The following is a 22,685-nucleotide window of genomic DNA, read 5'->3' as shown; positions in this document are numbered from 1 at the left end:
CTGGTCCGCCGCAGGGGCCTCGTTCCCGCCACCACCGAAGTTCGCCACCGCCACGGCCACCGCCGTCACGGCGGCGGCTGCCGCCGCGCTGATCGCCAAACGCTTGCTCCTGCGCGGCCGGGGCAGGGGTAAGGGCACCTCCGGGTCAGTGGCGACAGGGGCGTCCGGCAACAACGCCGGCAGCCCCCGGCTCGCCTCCAAGGCAGCGCTCAACGACCGTGCGCACTGCGCGGCGGTGGGGCGGCGCGCAGGATCCATGTCCGTCATCGCGGCCAGCAACGACACCCACGCCAACGGCAGATCGATCGGAATCCGCGCGCCCGCGCCAGCCGGGCCAGAGCGGCCTCGGCGTCGCCACCGGGGTACTCGGTCCGCCCGGTCAGGCACTCGAGCAGCACCAGGCCCAGCGAGTACACGTCCGCCGCCGGGCCGACGTCCGCGCCGCGCACCTGTTCCGGTGACAGGTACCCCGCGGTGCCGACCAGGACCCCGGAGGTGGTCACCCGCGTCACCTCCGCCACCAGCGCGAGGCCGAAGTCCGCCAGGTACGCCTGCTTCTCCTCGTCGTCGAGCAGGATGTTCGACGGCTTGATGTCGCGGTGCACGACTCCCAGCCCGTGCACGTGATCCAGGACCGACGCGACCTGGCCACCGATCCGCGCGACGAACCGGGGCGGCAGCGGCTCGCGCATGCGCTGGCGCAACGTGCCGCCGGTGATCTCACGCATCACGAAGTACGGGCGGCGCGAGAGCATCCCCGAGTCGTACACCGGGATGAGGCCGGGGCAATCCAGCGACGACAGCATCGTGGCCTCGCGCTGCAACCGCAGTTCGTCGTCGGGCAGACCGGGACCCGTGAAGATCTTGATCGCCACCGAGGACGTCGTCGACCGGTCGTACGCGCGGTAGACCTCGGCCATGCCACCCGACCCGAGCAGCGAGCCCACGACGTAGCGGTCGTCAACGACCACCCCGGTCAGGTCGCCGTCCCAAGGTGCGCTCATCGGCCTCCGCTCGTCGCGCAGCAACCTAACCGGTCGCGTGGAATTCCGGCTACCCGGGGAACCTGAAGATCAAACTACAATCAGCCCGGCTTCGATCTCCCGGACCAGAGCTTCATCACGTTCCAGCTGTGCGAGATCGGTCGTCGCGAGCACGACGTAACCGAGCGAGGTCCACAGGTCGTCCGTGCGCGGCACCATCGCACCCTCGCGATACGGCAGCATGTCGCGCTGATAGCTCGGCAACAGCGAAGCCAAGGAGTCGAGCCGCACCGCGTTGCCGAGCTCACCGGCCGCGGGCGACGACAGGTACACCGACTTCACGTGCTGATGCAGCGAGTACCGGCCGACGGACGAGTCGTCATCCACTCGGTGGCGGACCATCCGGGTGATCTGGCTTTCCCGCACACCGAGCAACGTCAGTTCCTGCTGCTCGGCACCGGCCAGCCGCGCGCCGATCTCGATCAGCCGCGGGCCGTCCTCGGTGATCATGACCTCGACGTGCGCGGGCCCGTTGCGCACACCGGTCGCGTCGAGCACCTGGCACACGTAGTCGAAGAGCACGTCGACGACCGGCTCGTCAGGAGACACCAGAGTGTTGGACAGGTAGATGCCGAGCCGGTCCCCACGGCGTTCCTTGGCGTAACGCCAGACCGCGGCGAGGCCGTGCTCGCCGTCGATCGAATAGGTGTCCACCTCGTACTCGGTGCCCACCGCGAGTTCCTGCACGAGAACCTTGTCGTTGCGGATGTTCAGCTTGTTAACGCAGCCCAGGATCCGGTCGAACTTGGCCCGCCAGTCGTCACCGGGCATCGCCACGAACACGTCGTCGGTGCCACCGCTCTCCTGTGGCTTCAGCACGATCGGAGAGTTCTCCAGCCCCTCGCGCCGCAGCCACGCGGCCACCTCGACGGCGGAGTCCGAACCGATCTGGCGCAGGTGCGGCACACCGGCGGTGCGCAGTGCCACGGCCATCTGCCACTTGTCCCTGCGCGCCGACGAGAGCGTCAGGACGTTCGACCGGCCCGGCACGATCAGCTCGGACAACGCCTCGGCCGTCTCGACGCCGGTCTCGGTGCCGGGAACGACGGCGATCGGGTCGTGGACGGCCAGCTTCGCCGCGAGCTCGTCGAGGTCCCCCAGCACGTGGACCTCGCGGTAGTTGTCGGGGATCCACGTCTTGGCCAGCCCCGCCGGTGGCTCCGGGGTGGTCAGCACCGCGATCGCCTCGACGCCACGTTCGGCGAACGCCGGCGCGATGCCTTTGCCGGCCGAGTACGGATCCACCACGACGATGTAGCCCACCGTTGCTCCTCCACGATTCGTAAGGAAACCTACCGAACGAGGAGCACAACAGCAGGGACGTGACCAGGCATTCCTGTCTCGATTGGGTCGAGACGACCGTCACTCGAAACGCAGCTTCTCGTAGACAGCGGCTGTCACCAAACAGCCGGACGACGCCTTCCAGACCCTCGCGAGCCGGGTGCGGAGGTCGGCGCCGCCGCTCAGAGCCTGGGCCACGAACTGCAGCCCGAGCAGCTCCGCGACGATCTGCTCGGCCGCGTGCCGCACGTTCACCTCCGGCCGCAGCTCACCTTGCTCGCGCGCCAGCGACAGCAGCTCCCGCACCACCGCGACCCAGCCGATCACCTGCGCGGCCGCCGCGACGTCGAAGAACACCGCCTCCCGCAACAGCTTCGCGCTGACCCGGACGGTGAGGTCGGTCTCCAGCCTGCTGACGAACTCGAACGACATCGCGATCAACGCCTGCATCGGCGACGACTCGATCGCGAGCTGTTCGTCGCGCAACCGGTGCCACAACAGCGACTGCTCCTCGATGACCGCGACGCCGAGCGCCTCTTTGGAGCGGAAGTGGCAATAAAGCGCGCCTTTCGACACGTCGGCCCGCGCACACACGGCCGTGAGGCTGGACCTGGAGAACCCTTCGGCGTCGAACACCTCGGCCGCGGCCTGCAGCAGCTTCTCCCGTGTGTGCACTGGTCTCCTGTGCTTGGTGGCCATCACCCGATCCGTGCGGCGCCGGTCGCGACCGCCGCGGCCAGGGTGTCCGGCATCTGCCAGTACTGCTCGATCTCCCCCAGGTGCACCGAAAGCACTGCGGCGAAACGCATCTCCACCGAATCTCCGGTTGCGCGGACCCGCCAGCGCGCCGAGCCGATCACGGAAGCGTCCCCTCCGTCGACGATCACCTGGCGCACCGAGAGCTGCTCCAGGTCGAACATGGCGAACAAGGTCAGGAACTGGGACTCGACCTCCCGGCGAGTGCGCGGGCCGGTCGCCCATCGGACGCCGTTCGGGTCGGGCGCCTCCCATTCCACGGCCGGTGCGCACAACCGCGCGATGGCCGAAGCGTCCCGTGCCGCCAGCCGCGCCAGGAACACCTGCACCACTTCGACCGTCGAGAGCATTTCCCTCACCTTCTCATCCCGGTCATTGCTGCGGCAACGAACACGGTGCAGCCACACTAGCGAGGCGCTCGAAATGCGGGCGCACACACCCCGTTGGACCAGCTTCGTTTACCCCAAACATCCGATCGGGCGATTCCAGCGGTACCTGAACTTTCAACGACCGTCGGTATCACCGCAATGCACGGCACGAACATCTGGACTTTGCGGCAGGGTAGATGACGCACCCGCCATCTCACCGAAACGGAGCAGAACCGTGCTCAAGGCAGTCCGTCAAGCCCACGAGCACCAGGACACCCCGCCGATTACCGCCTTGATTCCACAGGCGCGGCGAGAGCAGGGCCTGACCCAGCGCGAACTCGCGGACCTGTTGTGCGAGATCTCACAAAACGACAGCGTCACCCGTGAAGAAGTGTCGAGATGGGAACGCGGCAAACGCATTCCCGGCCCCTACTGGCGTGCCTGGATCAGCGCGGCGCTCGATGTGCCGCACACCGAGGTCGACCGCGCCGCGGTGCTCGAACGCGAATGCCGCAGGAGCAGGACAGAAGACCACTCCCACTAGCGGAGTGCGGGCAGACGGCAGGGGTCTGCCCGCCCGCGGAGGGTGGCGCCGTACGGCCGCCGTGGGCGCCGCCCTCCCACAAGTCCCTGGCAGCGAGGACCTTTGGCCCCCTGTGCGCTCCCGCACAGGGGGCCAAACTGCGTGTCGTGACAACCTTCGGAAACTCCGTCGCAACGTTGGCGCTACTCGCCGGTAGCACGTTCGGCAGCACGCCGGGGGTTTCCCCGGTGAAGGTGAACGAGATCTCACTCGGACCCGCCGGATTCGTCGAACTGCGCAACACCGGCTCCACCACCGCAGACGTCGGAGGATGGACGGTCCGATCCTGCGCCGGCGGCACCGCGCGAATCCTCGCCACCCTCTCCCCCAACACCGTACTGCCACCAGGTGAATACTTCGTGATAGTCGGCTCCGCGTTCAGCGGTACGGTGCCGAACGGCCTTGTTGTGGACACCGTGGACGGCAGCGGAGTAATCGCCAGGAACCGGCACGGAGCGCACACCGACAGCGTCGGCCTGAGCTCCTCCTCGCCGTGCAGGGAAGACGGCCCGGCAACCCCGTGCGATGATTCCTCGCTCGGCCGCGACAGCGCCTCACGCGACACCGACCACAACGCCACCGACTTCGCCTGCCGAATTCCGTCTCCCGGTGAAAACAATCCCTAGCCAATCATTAATGGCCCCTTTCGAATCCGAACGAATGCGAGCAAAGTCAGTCCCGGCGGCAAGACAGGCTGTTCCCGAAGGCCAGTGGTGCCGTCTGAGAGAAACACCCCGAATTCACCTCTCGAAGGGACAAGACAATGCGTCGACTGCTGAGCGGAGCTGCTGCGCTCGCATTCGCGAGCACCATGCGTTCGCGGGATTTGCGTCGGCCGCCGAGGAGCCCGAGTCTCCCGAGGTCATGCAGCTGCCGGCAGTGCTGATCAACGAGGTCTCGACCATGGGCCCGAACGGGCCGCTCGACGAGGCGATCGAGATCGTGAACCTCTCGAACGAGCAGGTTGAGCTGAACAACTGGGTCATCCGGATCTACAACCAGCGCAACGAGGTCATCCAGACGATCCCGCTGACCAGCGCGACCGGTGAGCCGCTCACGCTGGCTCCTGCGAACAACGTCGGCAGCACGCTGGTGCTGACGGGAGCCGAGTTCTCCGGCACCACCTCCACGCCGAACGTCATGCCGGTGCGCTTCCTCGGTCCTGACGGCATCCCGACGCTCGGTGGCGTCGCGATCTTCGGCAGCAACGCGCCCACCGCATTCAAGATCGACGGTGTCGCATTCTCCGCTCCGGTGAGCGCGGCCAAGGAAGGCGTCCACGCCCAGCCCGAGAACCAGCGCACCGCGCAGCTCGCAGGTTCGAACACGCGCAACCTGCTGAACCAGGACACCAACAACAACCAGCGCGACTTCTCGCTGCAGGAACGCACCTTCTGATCAACTCGCTCTGACCGTCACGCGGGTGCACCTACCGAGTGCCCGGGCCGCCACCCCTCGGCGGCCCGGGCACCTGCGTGAGTACGTGGCGCGAAGTCGCCAACGGCGACTAACCGCCGCTTTTTACTGTTCTCCAACGATTTCCGGCCCCTCATCCTGCTGTGACCTGATCACAGAGGGAGGGCGCCGTGATTCGACAAGTTCTGGCACTTGCCGTTGCCGCCGCAACGCTCGTCGCACCATCAGCGTCCGCAGCGCCGGCACCACCGCAGGCGCAGACATCCGAGGCTTCACACCGGATCACGCTCATCACCGGTGACGTCGTGGACTACACCGAACGTTCGGACGGACGCAGGTTCGCGCAGATCCAAGCCGCACCAAGGGATGGCGAACAGCCGATCTTCCACACCATGACCACGGCCAAAGGTCTGCACGTCTACCCGTCGGACGCGATCGGCGCCGTCACGTCGGGCACCGTCGACCGCACCCTCTTCAACGTCACCGAGCTCGTGCGCACAGGCCAGTCCGACGACCGCACGACCGCGGTTCCCGTGCTGATGACCGGTGGTTTCTCCGCCAGCGCCCACACCAGGATCAGCAGCCTCGACACGTCCGGCATCCGGGTGGAGAAGGCGAAAGCGCGGGAGTTCTGGCAGTCCCTCGACATGAGCGTGAAGTCCGGCGTCCGGGTGAGGTACGACCGCCCGATCCGTGTCGCGCTCGAGCAGACCACCAAGCAGGTCGGCGCCCCGGCCGCGTGGCAGAAGGGATTGGACGGCAAGGACGTCACGGTCGCCGTCGTCGACACCGGAATCGACGCGAACCACCTGGACGTCGCAGGGAAGATCACCGCGATGGAGAACTTCTCCGACGAGACCGACGTCGTCGACAGGCACGGTCACGGCACCCACGTCGCCTCCACCGTCGCCGGCACCGGGGCCGCCTCCCAGGGCAGGTACAAAGGCGTTGCGCCGGCGGCGAAACTCGTGATCGCCAAGGTCTTCGACGGTGCGGGCGAGGCGTCCACCTCCCAGGTGATGGCCGGCATCGAGTGGGCTGCCCGCTCCGGCGCGAAGATCGTCAACCTCAGCCTCGGCGGTGACGTCACCGACGGCAGCGACGAGCTGAGCGCACTGGTGGACCGGCTCTCCGCCGAGACGGGCGTGCTGTTCGTGGTGGCCGCGGGCAACAACGGCCCGGCCGGCCGCTCGGTCACCACCCCCGGCACCGCCACGTCCGCGCTCACCGTCGGCGCGGTCGACCGGCAGAACAAGCTCGCTCCGTTCAGCAGCACCGGCCCGCGCATCGGCGACGCGCACGTGAAGCCCGAGATCAACGCGCCCGGTGTCGGTGTGGTGGCCGCACGCGCCGCTAGCACCGGCATGGGCGCTCCGGTCAGTGACCTCTACACGGCGGCGTCGGGAACGTCGATGGCCACTCCGCACGTCGCGGGCGCCGCCGCGTTGCTCGCCCAGCAGCACCCGGACTGGAACGCGCAGACGTTGAAGAACGCGCTCGTCACCAGTGCCGCCGACGTCGGCATGCCCTGGTACGAGCAGGGCGCCGGTCGTCTCGACGTGGCGAAGGCGATCAGCCAGCGTGCGACCGCCACCGCATCGGCGAGCTTCGGCCGCCACGAACGCGGCGCGGGTGGCGTGCTCACCCGAGAGCTCCAGTACTTCAACGACGCCGACACCGCGCTCACCCTCGATCTCACCGCGACGATCAAGGGGTGGGACGGGAAGTCCACAACCGGGTTCGGGCTCAGCACCACCCGGCTGACCGTTCCCGCCCGCGCCAAGGCCTCCGCCGCACTCACTCTCGATCCCGAGGTGGGCCCGGCCGGCGTGTACGGCGGCGTGGTCACCGCCACGGGCGCGGGAACCACCCTCCGCACTCCGGTCAGCGTTTACGAAGCACCGCAGACGTTCCCGGTGTCGGTGCACGTCCGTGACGCGGCAGGGCAGCCGTCGGCTCCCGCGATGGGCCAGCTGATCGACGACACCAACGGCGGTGACGACGTCAACGACCCGTTCGACGAGATCCTCAGCTACTACTTCGACGTCGTGAACGGCGAAGGCGTCGCGAACGTGCCGAGCGGTCGCTACTCCGCGGTGACCTGGGCGACCGAGAACACGGCGGGAACGCGGCGCTGGTCCGCGCTCGTCGCACCCGAGCTGACCGTCGCCGGAGCGGCCGACGTCTCGCTCGACGCGCAGAAGACCGTGCCGATCGAGGTCGTGCCACCAGGCCCGGCCGAACAACGCGACCGCACCGTGACCATGCGCGCGTCGTGCCTGCCGAGGGTGAGAAGCTGCCGCTGATCACCGAGATGGCCGCCGCGCTCGGCACGGCACCGTGGGAGATCCGCGCCACGCCTGCCGCGGCCGCGAAGAAGGGTGCGATCTCGTTGCAGGACAACGTGACCCTGCAGACCGCGACGGTCACCGCGTCCTCAGGAGGCCGGACGCTCAGGACGGACGGCGACGTGGCCGTCCTGTCCGCGAAGTGGTCCGGCGACCGCGATCTGACCATCGGCGGAGACACAGCGCTGGTGAAGATCAAGCCCGACACTCCCGCCAACATGGTGAAGGCCGCCAACGCCGCCGCCAACGCCGCGGCACAGGCTGGTAAGAAGGCGATCGTGTCCTATGTAGACATACCGAACGCACTGCCGCTCACCGGGCTGTCGAGCACCGCGCTGCCCTCATTGAGCGTCGGCAACGCGGACGGTGAGTTCCTCGCCAAGCAGACCTCCCTGAAGCTGAGCGTCAAACCCGGCCCGGAGTCGGTGTACAACCTGAGCTTCCTGGACGGCAACGGCATCCCGGCCGACCACCGGCGAGTCGTCGACCCCGCCAAGCTGGTCAAGCGCCAGACCGCCTACCACGCCGACAAGACCGGTCTGACCGTGCAGAAGACGTGGTACCCGTTCCCGACCGGCCTGTGGCAGTCGCAGATCCTGCGCGGCACGACGTTCACCCCACCCGCCGCGTGGACCGAGTACATCGGTCCCGGTGACGACCGGATCGTCTGGAAGCGGCACGTGACGCTGAGCGGCATCGACGCCAAGGGGCAGCGCGCGGCGATGACCATGTTCCAGGAGAACGTGTTCCGCGAGGGCGCTCCCGCGGCAGTGGAACGGTGGTTCGCCGGGCCGATGCACAGCACCGCGATCGAGCTGCAGTCCGACCACCCCGCCCGCTACCCGGCCGCGGGCGGTGCCTGGCGGCAGCTCTGCTCGAACTGCCGGGCGGACAACACGTTCGTGCCCGCTCTGCAGTGGACGGACGGCAACCCCGGCCACTACACGAACCCTTACCAGAACAGCAAGTTCTTCACGACGACCAAGGTGCGGCTGTTCCGCGGCACCACCGAGATCCCGGCGACCCAGGAACCGCTGGCGTTCTACCCCACCTTCCAGATGGCTCCGGAGAAGGCGGCCTACCGCCTCGAGACGGTCGAGACGCACGCACCCGGTGCGGTCGCGGGAGCGGTCAACGCGGTGCTGTTCACGCTCGCGCCACGCACCGAGACGACGTGGACGTTCCAGTCCCACCGCTCGCAGAACCCGCCTCCACTCGGGTACTCGTGTCACGCGGGACAGGCGACGTGCCAGTTCCAGCCGCTCATCCGGCTCCGGCACGACCTGCCGCTCGACGTCACGAACTCCGTCCCGGCAAGCAAACCGTTCGCCTGGCACGTCTCCGCGACGAACAGCGCGCCGGTGACCGTCGTGAAGGTGCAGTGGTCGGCGGACGGTGTGACGTGGCAACCGGCGGCGGTCCAACCGGCAGGTGACCGCTGGCAGGTCACGATCGACAAGCCGGGCGGTGACGTGTGGCTGCGGACGGAAGCCAGGGACGGTGCCGGGAACACCGTCACGCAGACCATGCAGAAGGCCTTCCGGACTCACTCCGGGGGCTGAGGCGGCGGTAGCAGAGCACTGGCGCCTCGGGCCGCGGCGCGCAGACCCGCCTGGAAACGGGTCTGCGCGCCGAGCTCGTCCATCAGCCGGTGCAGCCGCCGCTGGAACGTCCGGTAACTCAGCCCGAGCTGCTTGGCGATGCTGCGATCCGGCAACCCGGTCGCCAGCAGGGCGAGCAGCCGCGCGTCCGCGATCGACATGTCGTTCGAAGACGGCTGGCCCGGCAACGCGAGCGGCACTGCGTGCTCCCAGAGCCGCGCGAACAACGCTCCGAGAGAGTCCAGCAACGCCGACCGGTGCACGACGACCGCGCTCTCCAGCGTCGTCTCGGTGCTGTGCAACGGGATCAGCCCGAGGTGCGCGTCGGCGAGGATCATCTTCGTGGGCGCGACCGCGACGACCCGTGCCTCCTCCCCCAGCGACAGCCCCATTTCCAGATCGGCACGCAGGTCGTGCAGCTCCAACGCCTGGCGCTCGTAGATGCCGCGGAAGCGCACGCCGCGGTGCAACAGCTCTTCCTCCACCGGATGCAACGACGTGGGCGCATTGGCGTACGGCGGCTTGTCAACGAAGCGGACCTCGTGCCTGGCCGTGCGCATCACCTGGTCGACCCGCCGCGAGATCGCCTCTGCCCCGTGCACCACCTCGACGAGGTCCGCGGGAGCGCGCACACCCGCCGCGCGTTCGTACCGGACCTGCAGTTCGCCGGCCAGCAACCGGTCCCGCCGCAGATCGTCCTCACGGCGCAGGAAGTACATCGCCAGCGCGACGTCCGGGGCAACGGCCGTGTGCAGTCCGTTGACCTGGTGGACGAATCCGAGATCGGTCAAGGACCTCAGCACGGCGCGAACGGCCCGCTCAGCCAGTTCTGTGGCAAGGCAGAGCTCTGTCACACCCAGTTGATACGAGTCGACGAGCGTCTCGTAAACCGCCAGTTCCGCCGGACGCAATCCGAGCACACGAACCAGTATGCCGACTTCGGGCACCCGTTGACGCGGGGCCGGAACGAGGTGTAGACATCGGTTGAAAAGGTTTACACATCCTTCTCATCGCCGCCGCCGCTCGCCGTTGTACCAACGCATGCGCGCGAAAGGACGGCCGATGGAGACCAATCGCCGCGACTTCCTCAAGGTTGCCGGCGCCACCGCGGGTGTCACGATGCTGTCGGGATCGATGCTGTCCGCACCGGTCGCGTCGGCAGGGGAACACGCCGCGATCCCGATGGCCGAGTCGCCGTGGGACCAGGTGCCCGCGATCCTCGCGAAGATCGTGCCGCCCACGTTCCCCGGCGCCAGGTTCGACATCACGGCCTACGGCGCCAAGGGCGACGGCAAGACGAAGAACACCGAGGCGTTCAAGAACGCCGTCGAGGCCTGCAACAAGGCAGGCGGCGGCCAGGTCGTCGTGCCCAAGGGCAGCTTCCTCACCGGCGCGATCACCCTGCTGAGCAACGTCAACCTCGTCGTCTCCGAAGGCGCGACGATCAAGTTCTCCACCGATCCCAAGGACTACCCGCTGGTGTTCACCCGGTGGCAGGGCATCGAGTGCATGAACTTCTCCTCGTTCATCTACGCCCGCAAGGCCGAGAACATCGCGATCACCGGACCCGGTCTGATCGACGGCCAGGGCCCGTCCGGCCCGTGGTTCGACTACGACAAGAAGCGCCAGCCGGACTGGGAGGCGCTGCAGAAGCAGGCGGTCGACAACAAGCCCGTGACCGAGCGGAAGTTCGGCATGGGCCACTTCCTCAAGCCGAACATGATCACGCTGTACGAGTGCAGGAACGTCCTCGTCGAGGGCGTGCGGCTGCGGAACTCGGCGATGTGGAACGTGCACCCCGTGCTGTGCACCAACGTGACGATCCGCGACATCTTCGTCTACAGCCGCGGCGGCATGGTCGACGGCTGCGACCCGGAAGCTTCCCAGTACGTGCACATCACCGGCTGCCGGTTCGACTGCGGCGACGACGGCATCGCGATCAAGGCGGGCCGCGACATCGACGGCCGCCGCGTGGGCGTGGCGAGCGAGAACATCGTCATCGAGAACTGCTCGTTCGAGGGCCGCTGGGGCGCGCTCACGGTCGGCAGCGAGATGTCCGGCGGCGTGCGCAACGTGTTCTTCCAGGACTGCACGGTGAAGAAGGGCTCCAGCTACAAGCCGTTCCACGTCCTGTACATCAAGACGAACAAGCGGCGCGGCGGCACCGTGGAGAACATCCACGCCAGGCGCATCAAGGCGACCGACGTCGACCGCGAGGCGATCATGGTGACGCTGAACTACAGCCTCACCGGCCCCGGCTTCGGTCCGATCGTGAACCCCAAGGTGCAGAACATCACCGCCGACGGCTTCACCGTCAACGGGGTCAAGAAGACGGCGGTCACCCTGGACGGCCTGTCCGAGTCCCACATCAGGAACGTGGCGATCTCCAACAGCGCTTTCACGAACGTCACCACCGCGAAGCCGAGCGTCAAGAACGCCGACGGCACCACGTTCACGAACGTCACCATCAACGGCAAAAAGGTCTGAGGAGAGCATCCCCGTGTCCTTGTCACGTCGTGATTTCGCGCGTGTGTCCGGCCTGACGGCCGCTGGTCTCCTGCTCCCGGCAGGCGTTGCGGCAGCCGACCCGGCCCTGTCTGGGTTCGGCAAAGACCCGTGGCGGGAGGTGCCGCGAATCCTCGCCCGCGTCTGCCCACCACGTTTCCGCAGGAAGGCCTACGACGTCACCGCGTACGGCGCGAAGGGTGACGGCCTCACCAAGAACACCGAGGCGTTCCACCGCGCGATCACGGCGTGCCACCGCGCCGGTGGGGGACGTGTGGTCGTTCCCGCGGGCACGTTCCTCACCGGCGGCATCAGGCTTCTGTCCAATGTGGAGCTCCACGTCAGCGAGGGCGCCACGATCAAGTTCTCCACCGATCCGAACGACTACCTGCCGCTGGTGCTCACCCGCTGGGAGGGCACGCTCTGCTACAACTACCAGCCGTTCATCTACGCGTTCGAGCAGAAGAACATCGCCATCACCGGCAAGGGAACCATCGACGGTGACGCGACCAACGGCCCGTGGCCGGAGTGGCGAGCAGGCTCCACCGCGCTGCTGCGGCAGTGGGGCGAGGAGGGCAAGCCGGTCGAGGAACGCATCATGGGCCCCGGCAAGAACATGCGACCGAACATGATCCAGTTCTTCCGCTGCAGGAACCTCCTCGTCGAGGACGTGCTGATCAAGAATCCGGCGATGTGGTCGCTGCACTTCGTGTTCTCGCGGAACATCACCGTGCGGCGGATCGAGATCTACTCGACGAACTCCCAGGGCGACGGCGTCGACCTCGACTCGTCTTCGTACGCCCACGTGCACGACTCGAAGTTCAACACCAACGACGACTGCGTCGTGGTGAAGTGCGGACGGGATGCCGACGGACGGCGGGTCGGCATCCCGTCCACCCACATCGTGGTCGAGCGCTGCAAGTTCTCCGGACGCTGGGGCGGGATCACCATCGGCAGCGAGATGTCCGGTGGCGTCCAGAAGGTCTTCTGCCGCGACTGCGAGATCAACGCGCCCGACTACCCCGGCCGGTACCCGATCAAGCACGCTCTCTACATCAAGACCAACCAGGACCGGGGCGGGGTCATCGACGGCGTCCACCTGCGGAACGTCTTCGGCCAGAACGTCGAGCGCGAGATCCTGTTCGTGTCGATGTTCTACCAGAACGGTGGCACGAAGGGCTTCTTCCCGCAGATCAACAACCTGACGATCGACAGGATGCGGATCAACGGCGGCAAGATCGCGGCGACGTTCCGCGGGTTCCCGCAGTCGCACATCAGGAACGTGCTGATCTCGAACTCGGCGTTCACCGGCATCACCGAGCCGAACCTGATCGAGAACACCGACAACCTGGTGTTCCGCAACACGACGATCAACGGGGTGGTGCCGGCGTGAGGTATCTGCTGGCACTTCTGCTGGTGACTGCCGGACTTTCCACCGGTTCGCCGATCGCGGTCGCCGGCACCGGCCTGTCGTGGAAGGCGTCGAACAACCCGTTCTCGCTGGACTTCCACAACGGCGGACGGACGTTGACCGGCCAGCGCGAGACGTCCTACCGGCTCGCCGACGGCACGCAGCACTCGTTGACGAAGATGGTTGCGCAGAAACGGGTTCCGGGTGGCGTTCGGTACGTCGTGGCGACCACGGAAGCTTCACGGACCGCCGATGTGGTCGTGACGCGGACGGAGCGCGGCCTGAGGGTGGGCTGGACGCTGGAGCCTTCCACCGGTGTGACGCAGGTGTCGGCGAACCTCACCGGATCGCTGGAGGAACATTTCCTCGGCGGTGGCGCGCACACGATGTTCGTTGACCTGCAACGGCGTGTGCTGCTGAACAAGGCCGTGTTCGTGGGTGCGTCGACGTTCGGCAAGTGCAACAAGAACGGCGCACCCTCGACGTTCTTCATCTCCAGCGCGGGCTACGGCGTGTACGCGGACACCAAGGCGATCGGCCGAACGGCGTTCCCCGGTGCCCTCGCGGACGACCACTGCGCGGACAAGCCCGCGCCCTGCCCCGTCGCTTCCGGTGTGCCGGACCGGATCCAACTGTGCTTCAAGACCTCCCGGCTCGACTACGAGGTCTACGCGGGCTCGCCGGAACAGGTGAACTCGGCGTACTTCAAGCGCGTCGGCACACCGACCCTGCCGCCCGCACGGCAGTTCGCGCTGACGAAGTGGCGGGACAAGTACAACCACTCCAACGAGGTCGTCGAGGACGTCACGCAGTTCCAGGCACGCGGCGTCCCGCTCGACACGCTCTGGGTCGACAACCCCTGGGAGCAAGGTCCAGCGGGCGCCAGGCCGACGTACGCGTGCATCGGCGCGCTGAAGTTCGACAAGACGATGTACCCGGACGCGCAGGGCACGATCAACTGGATGCGCGACCGTGGCGTGAACATGGGCGTGTGGGTGGCGCCGTTCCTGAGCAAGATGTCCGACGGCAAGGAATGCCCGCACGACTACCCCGCCGGCTCCTTCGCACAATCCGACCGCACGAACGTGTGGGACATCGACCTCACGAACCCGGTGGCGCGGGCCCACTACGAGGCGCGGCTCGAAGCCGTGTTCCGCATGGGCGTGAACTTCGTCAAGGGCGACCGGGGCGAGGAGCACAACTTCGAGGAGACGACGTTCGCCGGCGGGCCAGGCACGATGATCCACAACCAGTACCCGTTGCTGTACGCCGAGTCCGTGGTGAAGATGCTGCGGAAGGTGCACGGCGACAACTACACGACGTTGTTCCGCGCGGGTGGCGACGGGATGCCGACGCTCTTGCGCGGCTTCTGGCAGGCCGACGCGGACATGAGCTTCGACGGGCTGCGGCTGACGACCAGGCGGGGCATCAACTCGTGGATCTCCGGTCACCCCGTGCACGGCTCGGACATCGGCGGATACCGCAACCTTGGCGGTGGCCCGTCGGAGTCGCTGTTCGTGCGGTGGGCGCAGCAGTCCGCGGTGACGCCGGTGTTCCAGGTCGGCAGCTCCGGCCGCAACTCGACGCCGTGGGTGTACGACCCTGCCACGTTCGAACGGTTCCGGCGCGCGGCGGTGCTGCACTACGAGCTGTTCCCGTACCTGTACTCGCAGGCGGTCAAGGCTTCGAAAGACGGCACGCCGATCACGCAGCCGATGGCGTTCCGGTATCCGCACGAGGCCGCCGCCTGGACCGCTGACCAGCAGTTCATGGTCGGACCGGATCTGCTCGCGGCTCCCGTGACCGCTGACCGTGCCGAGGCCGATGGCGCGGCGGGAAAGCCGACGCCGGTCGACGTGTGGCTGCCTCGCGGCGAGTGGATCGACCTGTTCTCCGGGGCTCGGGTGACCGGCGGGCGGACCATCACGCGAGAGACCACCTTGGACGAGTTCCCGCTGTACTTGCGAGCTTCCTCGGCGATGCCGTTCAACTTCCGCACGCCTGACGTGTGGTCGAAGGCGTGGGGCGTGAACGACCTGGATCGCAAGGACCGCGCGGGGTGGCTCGTGTCGCCCACGGCGGACGGCAAGTTCGGCAACCTTCACGTCAAGTCGTTCGGCAAGCACGTGCTCGTGACGCTGCGGGGCGCACCGGCGGAGTCACAGCTGATGGTGCCTGCCGGAGTGAAGCGCGTGGTGATCGACGGCAAGCCGCTCAACGCGTCGACCGTCGAGGAACTGCGCGAAAGAACAACGGGCTGGGCGTCTGTCTCCTCAACGCCCGGCACGTTCGGTGGCACGGTGCTGAAGCTGAAACCCCGACATGGCTCCAGCACCGTGCTGCTCTCCCTGTCCTAGACAGCCATCGCTCCCACCACTTCGACGACCTGCCCGGCGCGGAAGGTGAAGACCTCCGCGCCGCGCAGGCCGTTCTGGTTGCGGTGGCTCAGAATCACCGTGTCGACGCCGGTGAACACGTCCAGCACCTCGAACCGCACGTCCGGAACGGCCTTCAACCCCGCCTCCCAGAACTCCCGCACGGCCTGCTTGCCGCGCAGGATCCCGTCACCGAGCAACCGGGCGGCGGCAGGTGAGCGCACCAGCACGTCGTCGGAGTAGTGCTCCAGCAAGCCTTCGAGGTCCCGCGTGTTCCACCAGTGGGCCCACTTCCGGGCGAAGTCATCCACGGCTCACACCACCGCGGTGACGGTGCCGGTGGCAGCCGAACCGCGGATCACGTCCAGCAACCGGTGCAGCCGCAGGCCTTCCGCGAAGTCCGGCACCCCGGCGCCGCCACCACGGAGGTCCGCGGCGAGCTTGCGGTAGAGCTGCGCCACGTTGCCGACGACGAGCGCGGGCACGTCCTCGACCCAGCGGTGCCCGGCGGGCGTCGGCAGCTCGACCGGCTCGCCCTCGTTGGCACCGAGCAGCCGCAGCTCCGACATCTGCACGCCGGCCGGGCTGCCGGGGCCGAACGACTCGAGCACCAGGCTGCCACCCGTTCCGGAGATCTCGAACCGGGTGTGCGCACCGGCGACGCGGCCGTCGTTCACGTGAGCGGACACCACGGCACCGGACGAGAGCGTCGCGTTCAGCAGCACGTTGTCCGGCGTGGTCGCGGTGAACGGCACGCCGGTTTCCGCGACCACGTAGCCGGTGCGTTGCGTGGCAAGGGTCGCCGACACCGAGTCGATGCCGCCGAGCAGGAACTCGAGCGCGTCGAACGTGTGGCCGCCCGCGACCTCCAGCGTGCCCGCGCCGTTCTGACCGTCCAGCACGTACGCCGCGAACGACGGGATGGCGTTGGTCAGGCCGCGGAACCTCGATGAGTACACGGTGGCCGCGGTGACCTGGCCGAGGTAACCGTCGGCGATCAGCTGCCTGGCGTGCCGCACGACCGGCGAGAACCGGGCCTGCAGGCCGATCGACGTGTGCACGCCCGCGTCGGCCGCGAGCTTCACCATGGTCTCGGCGTCCGCGGTGGTACGCGCCAGCGGCCACTCGCAGTGCACGTGCTTGCCGGCGCTCAACGCCGTTTCCACGAGCTCGAAGTGCGCCGGCACCCGGACCGCCACGACGACGAGATCGACGTCCGGTGATTCCGCCAGCGCACGGGCGTCACCGAACGCCTGTGCCGCACCGAAAGCAGCGGCGGCGGCGTCCGCGCTCTCCTGCCGGCTCGTGGCGACGGCGGTCAGCTCGTACTCGGGCAGTGCACGCAACGCCGGCACGTGCGACCGCGCCGCCCAGCTGCGTTCCGGGTTCGCGCCGACGATGCCGACGCGGATCTTCTCAGACATCTTCTCCCCCAAGGTCACTGCAGAACGGCGAGGTCCGCCGGCGAGAACGGGCGTAGTTCGGCGGTGCGGCCGTCGCGTACCTTCGCCGCCCACTCCGGCTCCGACACCAGTGCGCGGCCCAGTGCGATCAGGTCGAACTCACCGCGCTCCAGCGCCGCGTGCAGCCGGTCGATGCCCTCGACCTCGGCACCCTGGCCGGCGAACGCGGACTCGAAGTCGCTCGGCGTGATCCCGGCGGAGCCCACGGCGATGACCGGCCTGCCGGTGATCTTGCGCGTCCACCCGGCCAGCGTGAGGTCGGAGCCGTCGAACTCCGGCAGCCAGAACCGCCGCGTCGACAGGTGGAAGACGTCGACACCCGCGGCCACCAGCGGCGTGAGCACCGCTTCCAGTTGCTCCGGCGAGCTCGCGATCTTCGCGGTGTACTGGCCCATCTTCCACTGCGACAACCGCAGGCTGATCGGGAAGTCGCCACCCACGGCGCTGCGGCACGCGGCCACGACCTCGGCCGCGAACCGGGTGCGGTCACCGTAGGAGTCGTCGCGCCGGTTCGTGTTCTCCCAGAGGAACTGGTCGATCAGGAATCCGTGCGCGCCGTGGAGTTCGATGCCGTCGAACCCGATGCGCCGCGCGTCGGCCGCGGCACGGGCGAACGAGTCGATCACCTCGTCGATCTGCGCGGACGTCAGCGGCGCGCCGGCCTCGGCACCACTGAGCCCGAGCCCTGACGGGCTGGCGGCGGGAACACCGTTCCGCGGCGCGACGTCCGGTCCGTCGTAGGCGCCGAGGTGCCACAGCTGCGGGAAGATCAGCCCGCCTTCCGCGTGCACGGCGTGAGCGACCCGCGCCCAGCCTTCCAGCGCGGTCTCGCCGTAGAAGTGCGGAATGCCGTCCGGCACGACGTTCATGGAGTGGCCGACCACCGTGCCCTCGGTGATGATCAGCCCGGTGCCACCGGCCGCGCGACGGGCGTAGTACTCGGCGACGTTCGCGCCGGGCACCCCGCCTGGCGAGAAGCTCCGGGTCATCGGAGCCATGACGACGCGGTTGGGCAGCGTCAGGTCACCGACGCCGATCGATGTGAAGAGCGCGGAGCTCATGATCCCCCTCGTTGGACGAAACGGTTGCGACTACTGGGATTGCGGGCTTCGGACGAAGCGCACACAGAGCGCGAGAGCCAGCAGGTAGGCGACGGCCGCGACGACGAACGTCGTGCGCGCTCCGCCGTACCAGTCAGAGAGCGAGGCGAGCACGGTGCCCGCGACAGCGACACCGACGAGCGTGCCGACCTGGCGGGTGGCGTTGAACGTGGCGCTCGCGACGCTGGCCTGCGCCGGACCGGCCGCCTCGACCAGCGCCGCGGTCATGGAGGACGCGACGACACCGAGTCCGAGGTTGGCCACCGACATGGCGAGCGCGAGCTGCCAGTACGGGGTCTGCGGCGAGATGAACGCCATCAGCACCGACGCCACGCCGGCGACGGACAGTCCGCCGATCATCGGCAGCCGGGTGCCGACCTTCGGCACGATCTTGGCCACGAACAGGTTCCCGACGACGAAGACGATCATCATCGGCAGCATCTGCAGGCCGGCCCGCAGCGGCGTGGCGCCGTGCACCTGCTGCAGGAACAGGCCGATCATGAACAGCACGCCGTAGAGACCGAAGTTCAGCAGGAAGCCGACGGCGTTCGGCACGGCGAAGGCCGCCCGGCGGAACAGCTTGGTCGGCAGGATCGGCGTTTCGGTGCGCACCTCGTGCAGAACGAACGCGGCGGCGAACACGACGAACCCGGTGGCACTGGCCAGGATCGGTGCCGAGGTCCAGCCCAGGGCCGGTCCCTCGATCAACGCGTAGGAGAGCCCGGCGAGCGCGAGTACGCCGAACACGTGGCCGGACAAGGCGATCCGGCGCGAGGCGTCCTCGGCGACCGGGTCGATCAGCTTGGCTGTCAGCAGGAATCCGGCGATGCCGATCGGCAGGTTGAGCAGGAAGATGCTCTCCCAGCCGAACGTGTCGACCAGGACGCCGCCGATGACCGGCCCGAGCCCGGACGCGCCGGCACCCGCCGCCGACCACAGCGCCACCATCCTGGCTCGCCGCGCGGGGTCGGGGAACGCCCCGACCAGCAGCACCAGTGACACCGGCAGGAACAGCGCGCCCGCAACGCCCTGCACGACGCGCGCCGCGACGAGGACGTCCCCGTTCGGCGCGAGTCCACAAACGACGGACGAGACCACGAACAGCGCCATGCCGATCAGGTAGACGCGCTTGGCACCGAACCTGGTGCCGAGCGCGCCGGCGAGCAGCAGCAGGGACGCGAACGTCAGCATGTAGCCGTCCACCACCCACGTCAGGTGGTCGATCCCGAGGCCGAGCTCCTCCTTGATGCTCGCGCCCGCCACGTTCACGACGGTCGCGTCGAGCGCGGCCATCACGAAACCCACCGCGATCGCGGCGAACTTGAGCGCGCTGCGGTCAGGAGGCCCGGCAACGGACCCGGAAGTGCCTTGGCCGGCAAGCGTTGTCATTGGTCTGCCTTCGTGGTCGGCACGAGCTGGAGCCAAAAGCGTAAAGCTTGAACTATCCAAGTTGCAAGCGGTCTAGCTTGAGGTATCTCGTGTACGATCCGAGCATGAGACCGAGCGTCGCCGAAGACGTCACCAGCGAGGTGCGCGCACTCGTGTACGAGCTGTCGCGCCGTCTCGACGAACACTCGCGCAACAGCGTCACCGAGTTCGGGCTGACGCTGCCCCAGGCGAACGCGATCCGCGACCTCGGCACCCCGCTGACCACTCGCGAGCTGGCCGTGCGGATGTGCTGCGAGCCGTCGAACGTCACGTTCGTGATCGACCGGCTGGAGGCGCAGGGCCTCGTCGAACGGGTCCCGCACCCCAACGACCGCCGCGCCCGTCACCTCGTGCTCACGCCGAAGGGCGTGGAGCTGCGGGCTCAGCTGCTGGACCGGGTCTCCAGCGAGTCGCCGCTCGCGCATCTGTCCGATGTGGAACGTGACCAGCTGCGGGACCAGCTGTTGCGGGCGTTGAAGCGCTGACCTCCCACCCTCTCTCGCGGGCCACCGCCGCGAGCGCGGGATCGTCGCCGACGACGACAGGTCGTCCCACCTCCGCCAGCATCGGCAGATCGCTCACGTGGTCGCCGTAGGCACTGCACCTGGCCAGATCCAGCCCGAGCGCGGCCGCGGTCAGCCTGACCACGCGCGCCTTGAGCTCGTCGAGCATCGGCGCGAGCACCTCGCCGGTGAGGCGCCCGTCCCGCACGACCGGGCGGGTGCAGAACACCCGGTCCGCTCCCACGGCCTCCGCGATCGGGTCGAGACACGCGAAGAACGACCCGGACACCAGAAACACCCGGTCGCCCGCCCTCCGGTGCTCCCGCACCGCCTCCAGCACCGGTTGGGTGAACATCTCCGGCGTGAACCAGGCCCGCCCTTCCTCCGAGAGCTGGGAAACCGGCCGTCCGGCGAGCATCCGGAAGTAGGCCCGGTTCGCTTGAGCACGTGGCAGGCCACGGAGTGCGGCAACCGCGGCAGGAACGTCCCCGCCGAGGTGCCGCAGGAAGCTCCCCATGCTGTTGCCGTGGATCAGCGTGTGGTCCACGTCGACGAACGCGGCCCGGTCAGTACGCAAGGCCGCCGTCCGCGCGGATCACCGTGTTGTTGATGTAGTCGGCGTCCGGTCCTGCGAGGAACGCGATCGTCGCCGCCACGCCTTCCGCACCGCCGAGACCGAGCAACGCCCGGTCGATCTTGCGTTGTGCGACCTCGGGTGCGAGTGCCGCGCCGAGGCCGGTGTCGAGGAGGCCTGGCGCGACCACGACGCTGCGCACGTTGTAACCGCCGTACTCCTGTGCGACGGTCGACGACAGGCCGTGCAGACCCGCCTTGCTCGCCGCGTAGATCGCCTGTCCTGGGTTGCCCTGCACCGCCGCGAGCGAGGAGACGTAGACGATCCGCCCGTATCGGCGGCGCATCATCTGCCGCAACGCGTGCTTGGTCGCGAGGAACGCACCGCGCAGGTTGACGCGGTGCACCTCGTCCCAGTCCCGCGCCGGCGTGGTCACGAGCGGCTGGTCCTTGGCGATGCCCGCGTTGCAGATCAGCACGTCGAGGCCGCCGATCTCCTTGGCGCGCCGGGCGAGCGCCTCCGCGGTCTCCTCCTCGCCGACGTCGCCGGGCACGAGGTGCAGCGCGTCCGGGTGCTTGTCCTGCCGCCGCACCAGGTCCGGCGACGGTGAGCGGTGGTTCGCCACCACCGTCATGCCCTGGTCCAGCAGGATTCTGGTGGTGATCAGGCCGAGGCCTCGGCCCGCGCCGGTCAGCGCGACCACTCGATCAGTCATGTCCGCGGGCTCCGATCAGTAGCGCAGGGCGTAGGAAAGGCGGGTGCGCAACGACTTCTTGCGCCGGGCCTCGTGGAACCGGTCGTCCTCGTGCAGGACGTCGATGGCCGCCTTGACGCGCTGCTGCGCGAGCTCGATCGCCTCGTCGACCGGCACGACCGGTGTCAGGTCGAAGATGTCGAGGATCTTGTGGAGCCGCTCGGGGATCGTGCCGCCCACCACGTGGTACGGCAGGCCCATCTCCTCCAGCGACTGCAGGAGCAGCTCGTCCGAGAGCCGGCGGAACTTCTCCGAGACCGGGCGGTGGCCGTCGGCCTCCATCTCGAACTCGACTGGCAGGTGCACGTACGCGTCGTACAGCCGCTTCGCGCGTGCCTTGGTCAGCTGCCCGTAGGTGTCCATGTACTGCTGGTAGAACCGGCGGACCTGGTAGCCGGAGACCGTCTTGATCACGCGCAACGGCCAGGAGGCGCCGGGGTTGATGCCCACCCGCATCCGGGCCTCACCGTAGACCCATTCGTGCACAACGGATCCGTCCGAGACGAACGACCCCGGCAGCGACTCGTTCTGCACGCGCTCCTCGAAGCGGCGCAGGCCGAGCTTGATCAGCTCCATCGCGGACAACTCCTGCACCTGCTTGCCCGGCACGATGTCCATCAGGATCTCCCTGGACGTCATGGCGTGCGTGCGCGGAATGCCCGTGGCGATGGAGAAGGCCTCGGTGGTCGTGCTCTTGCCGGTCGAGTAGGTGCCGGAGATCGCGAGTCGCAGTTGTTTCTGCTGCATTGTCCTCGGGTTCCTAGGAGAAGAGGTGTGTCGCGACGGCGACGAGGGCTTCGACGGGATGAGCACCTGGCCGCAGCCAGCGGGCGAACCGCACGTGCGGCGTGTCCTGGTCGGGCGGCTCGATCAGCAGCGGCGGGCGGAGCACCTCCGGGGTCCCGGTTGCACTCCCCTGCTCCAGAAACCGTCTGCCACGCTCACGCAGTTCGGGTGAAAGCCAGCCCAGGAACGGGATCCGCAGCTCGCCGACGCCGCCGTCGACCTCGACGAGCCCACGCAGGTCGTCGGGCACCTGCGCCGCCTCGGAATCCGTCAGCGGCACGACCACCGGCGCGTCCTCCAGCACGACCAGCACCGGCGAGCCGCGCCGCACGCGTGCGGCGACGGTCGGCCTCCTGGCCTCCGGTGTCGGCCACCGAGCCCCGGACCCGG

At 68.3% G+C, this 22,685-nt stretch carries 21 protein-coding genes and 2 pseudogenes; 9 read left to right on the top strand and 14 right to left on the bottom strand.

The genetic code is table 11. The features are described 5' to 3' along the window. The 5 genes and pseudogenes from FXN61_RS31045 to FXN61_RS31025 form a co-directional block, all read right to left on the bottom strand. Window positions 1-285, bottom strand: a pseudogene (locus tag FXN61_RS31045) (hypothetical protein); the annotation flags it as partial. Next, window positions 264-1,004 (bottom strand): serine/threonine-protein kinase, encoded by a 741-nt coding sequence (locus tag FXN61_RS31040; protein ID WP_167977540.1) that lies wholly within the window; start codon window positions 1,002-1,004, stop codon window positions 264-266. The pseudogene FXN61_RS31045 and the gene FXN61_RS31040, both read right to left, overlap by 22 nt. Before the next feature lie 69 nt (window positions 1,005-1,073). Further along, a complete protein-coding gene (locus FXN61_RS31035) occupies window positions 1,074-2,306 on the bottom strand; it encodes an ATP-grasp domain-containing protein (protein ID WP_167977539.1) in 1,233 nt (410 codons plus the stop codon). Window positions 2,307-2,405: 99 nt separating this feature from the next. Next, on the bottom strand, window positions 2,406-2,999 hold the full coding sequence (locus FXN61_RS31030) for a ScbR family autoregulator-binding transcription factor (protein ID WP_223165671.1): 594 nt from the start codon (window positions 2,997-2,999) through the stop codon (window positions 2,406-2,408). A gap of 23 nt (window positions 3,000-3,022) precedes the next feature. After that, window positions 3,023-3,430: a nuclear transport factor 2 family protein gene (locus tag FXN61_RS31025; protein WP_167977537.1), complete on the bottom strand. Its 408-nt coding sequence runs from the start codon at window positions 3,428-3,430 to the stop codon at window positions 3,023-3,025. A gap of 253 nt (window positions 3,431-3,683) precedes the next feature. On the opposite strand from FXN61_RS31025, the gene FXN61_RS53025 reads away from it, so the two are divergent. The 5 genes from FXN61_RS53025 to FXN61_RS53015 all read left to right on the top strand — a co-directional run bounded on the left by FXN61_RS53025 (window position 3,684) and on the right by FXN61_RS53015 (window position 9,357). Further along, window positions 3,684-3,992 carry a helix-turn-helix transcriptional regulator gene (locus tag FXN61_RS53025; protein WP_312878117.1) on the top strand — a complete coding sequence of 103 codons (309 nt, stop codon included), beginning with the start codon at window positions 3,684-3,686 and terminating at the stop codon, window positions 3,990-3,992. A gap of 146 nt (window positions 3,993-4,138) precedes the next feature. Further along, the gene (locus FXN61_RS31015; protein ID WP_167977535.1) at window positions 4,139-4,657 is read left to right on the top strand and encodes a lamin tail domain-containing protein; all 519 of its coding nucleotides are present in this window, start codon (window positions 4,139-4,141) and stop codon (window positions 4,655-4,657) included. A gap of 238 nt (window positions 4,658-4,895) precedes the next feature. Next, the gene (locus FXN61_RS31010) at window positions 4,896-5,429 is read left to right on the top strand and encodes a lamin tail domain-containing protein (protein ID WP_188135669.1); all 534 of its coding nucleotides are present in this window, start codon (window positions 4,896-4,898) and stop codon (window positions 5,427-5,429) included. Window positions 5,430-5,617: 188 nt separating this feature from the next. Then, window positions 5,618-7,753 (top strand): S8 family serine peptidase, encoded by a 2,136-nt coding sequence (locus FXN61_RS53020; protein ID WP_312878116.1) that lies wholly within the window; start codon window positions 5,618-5,620, stop codon window positions 7,751-7,753. Next, the gene (locus tag FXN61_RS53015; RefSeq protein ID WP_246292219.1) at window positions 7,723-9,357 is read left to right on the top strand and encodes a hypothetical protein; all 1,635 of its coding nucleotides are present in this window, start codon (window positions 7,723-7,725) and stop codon (window positions 9,355-9,357) included. The genes FXN61_RS53020 and FXN61_RS53015 overlap by 31 nt, the downstream gene beginning before the upstream one ends. Here the strand turns inward: FXN61_RS53015 and FXN61_RS31000 are convergent. Continuing rightward, window positions 9,342-10,316 carry a helix-turn-helix domain-containing protein gene (locus tag FXN61_RS31000; RefSeq protein ID WP_312878115.1) on the bottom strand — a complete coding sequence of 325 codons (975 nt, stop codon included), beginning with the start codon at window positions 10,314-10,316 and terminating at the stop codon, window positions 9,342-9,344. The two genes, FXN61_RS53015 and FXN61_RS31000, sit on opposite strands and share 16 nt — an antisense overlap. 142 nt (window positions 10,317-10,458) lie before the next feature. On the opposite strand from FXN61_RS31000, the gene FXN61_RS30995 reads away from it, so the two are divergent. From FXN61_RS30995 to FXN61_RS30985, 3 genes are read left to right on the top strand one after another with little or no spacing between them, the layout of a single operon-like run. Continuing rightward, the gene (locus tag FXN61_RS30995) at window positions 10,459-11,883 is read left to right on the top strand and encodes a glycoside hydrolase family 28 protein (RefSeq protein ID WP_167977534.1); all 1,425 of its coding nucleotides are present in this window, start codon (window positions 10,459-10,461) and stop codon (window positions 11,881-11,883) included. Between the two features lie 13 nt (window positions 11,884-11,896). Then, window positions 11,897-13,294: a glycoside hydrolase family 28 protein gene (locus tag FXN61_RS30990; RefSeq protein WP_223165670.1), complete on the top strand. Its 1,398-nt coding sequence runs from the start codon at window positions 11,897-11,899 to the stop codon at window positions 13,292-13,294. Beyond that, window positions 13,291-15,669, top strand: a complete 2,379-nt coding sequence (locus FXN61_RS30985) for a TIM-barrel domain-containing protein (RefSeq protein ID WP_167977533.1) — start codon at window positions 13,291-13,293, stop codon at window positions 15,667-15,669. Before FXN61_RS30990 ends, FXN61_RS30985 begins: the two co-directional genes overlap by 4 nt. On the opposite strand, the gene FXN61_RS30980 is transcribed toward FXN61_RS30985, so the two are convergent. Genes FXN61_RS30980 through FXN61_RS30965 form a run of 4 tightly spaced genes read right to left on the bottom strand, consistent with a single transcriptional unit; the run spans window position 15,666 to window position 19,639 of the window. Beyond that, window positions 15,666-15,998: a nuclear transport factor 2 family protein gene (locus FXN61_RS30980; RefSeq protein ID WP_167977532.1), complete on the bottom strand. Its 333-nt coding sequence runs from the start codon at window positions 15,996-15,998 to the stop codon at window positions 15,666-15,668. The genes FXN61_RS30985 and FXN61_RS30980 overlap by 4 nt on opposite strands. A 3-nt stretch (window positions 15,999-16,001) precedes the next feature. Further along, on the bottom strand, window positions 16,002-17,111 hold the full coding sequence (locus tag FXN61_RS30975) for a Gfo/Idh/MocA family protein (RefSeq protein ID WP_167977531.1): 1,110 nt from the start codon (window positions 17,109-17,111) through the stop codon (window positions 16,002-16,004). Between the two features lie 14 nt (window positions 17,112-17,125). Then, window positions 17,126-18,211: an NADH:flavin oxidoreductase gene (locus tag FXN61_RS30970; protein WP_167977530.1), complete on the bottom strand. Its 1,086-nt coding sequence runs from the start codon at window positions 18,209-18,211 to the stop codon at window positions 17,126-17,128. A 30-nt stretch (window positions 18,212-18,241) separates the two neighbouring features. Continuing rightward, window positions 18,242-19,639: a DHA2 family efflux MFS transporter permease subunit gene (locus FXN61_RS30965; RefSeq protein WP_167977529.1), complete on the bottom strand. Its 1,398-nt coding sequence runs from the start codon at window positions 19,637-19,639 to the stop codon at window positions 18,242-18,244. A gap of 104 nt (window positions 19,640-19,743) precedes the next feature. Between FXN61_RS30965 and FXN61_RS30960 the strand changes: the two genes are divergently transcribed. Continuing rightward, complete coding sequence (locus FXN61_RS30960) at window positions 19,744-20,163, top strand: MarR family winged helix-turn-helix transcriptional regulator (RefSeq protein ID WP_188135668.1); 420 nt, start codon at window positions 19,744-19,746, stop codon at window positions 20,161-20,163. Between the two features lie 49 nt (window positions 20,164-20,212). Here FXN61_RS30960 and FXN61_RS53010 read toward each other — a convergent pair. From FXN61_RS53010 to FXN61_RS30945, 4 genes and pseudogenes are all read right to left on the bottom strand, one after another. Continuing rightward, window positions 20,213-20,758 (bottom strand): annotated as a pseudogene (locus tag FXN61_RS53010) (HAD family hydrolase); the annotation flags it as partial. Beyond that, window positions 20,748-21,470, bottom strand: a complete 723-nt coding sequence (locus FXN61_RS30955) for an SDR family NAD(P)-dependent oxidoreductase (RefSeq protein ID WP_167977528.1) — start codon at window positions 21,468-21,470, stop codon at window positions 20,748-20,750. The gene FXN61_RS30955 and the pseudogene FXN61_RS53010, both read right to left, overlap by 11 nt. A 15-nt stretch (window positions 21,471-21,485) precedes the next feature. After that, the gene (locus FXN61_RS30950; protein ID WP_167977527.1) at window positions 21,486-22,256 is read right to left on the bottom strand and encodes an AAA family ATPase; all 771 of its coding nucleotides are present in this window, start codon (window positions 22,254-22,256) and stop codon (window positions 21,486-21,488) included. A 13-nt stretch (window positions 22,257-22,269) separates the two neighbouring features. Continuing rightward, window positions 22,270-22,685, bottom strand: a 416-nt coding sequence (locus tag FXN61_RS30945; protein ID WP_167977526.1) for a hypothetical protein, incomplete at its 5' end; no start/stop codon positions are given.

It is taken from the genome of Lentzea indica, from assembly GCF_012184385.1.
GTDB lineage: Bacteria > Actinomycetota > Actinomycetes > Mycobacteriales > Pseudonocardiaceae > Lentzea > Lentzea indica.
This window is presented reverse-complemented; position numbering and strand designations above follow the sequence as displayed.

Bases quoted from the DNA above. Each gene is read 5' to 3' on its own strand.
- FXN61_RS31010 (WP_188135669.1), top strand. From the start codon at position 4,896: ATGCAGCTGCCGGCAGTGCTGATCAACGAGGTCTCGACCATGGGCCCG.
- FXN61_RS30955 (WP_167977528.1), bottom strand. From the start codon at position 21,470: ATGACTGATCGAGTGGTCGCGCTGACCGGCGCGGGCCGAGGCCTCGGC.
- FXN61_RS30960 (WP_188135668.1), top strand. From the start codon at position 19,744: ATGAGACCGAGCGTCGCCGAAGACGTCACCAGCGAGGTGCGCGCACTC.
- FXN61_RS30950 (WP_167977527.1), bottom strand. From the start codon at position 22,256: ATGCAGCAGAAACAACTGCGACTCGCGATCTCCGGCACCTACTCGACC.
- FXN61_RS30970 (WP_167977530.1), bottom strand. From the start codon at position 18,211: ATGAGCTCCGCGCTCTTCACATCGATCGGCGTCGGTGACCTGACGCTG.
- FXN61_RS30975 (WP_167977531.1), bottom strand. From the start codon at position 17,111: ATGTCTGAGAAGATCCGCGTCGGCATCGTCGGCGCGAACCCGGAACGC.
- FXN61_RS30965 (WP_167977529.1), bottom strand. From the start codon at position 19,639: ATGACAACGCTTGCCGGCCAAGGCACTTCCGGGTCCGTTGCCGGGCCT.
- FXN61_RS31040 (WP_167977540.1), bottom strand. From the start codon at position 1,004: ATGAGCGCACCTTGGGACGGCGACCTGACCGGGGTGGTCGTTGACGAC.
- FXN61_RS30995 (WP_167977534.1), top strand. From the start codon at position 10,459: ATGGAGACCAATCGCCGCGACTTCCTCAAGGTTGCCGGCGCCACCGCG.
- FXN61_RS31025 (WP_167977537.1), bottom strand. From the start codon at position 3,430: ATGCTCTCGACGGTCGAAGTGGTGCAGGTGTTCCTGGCGCGGCTGGCG.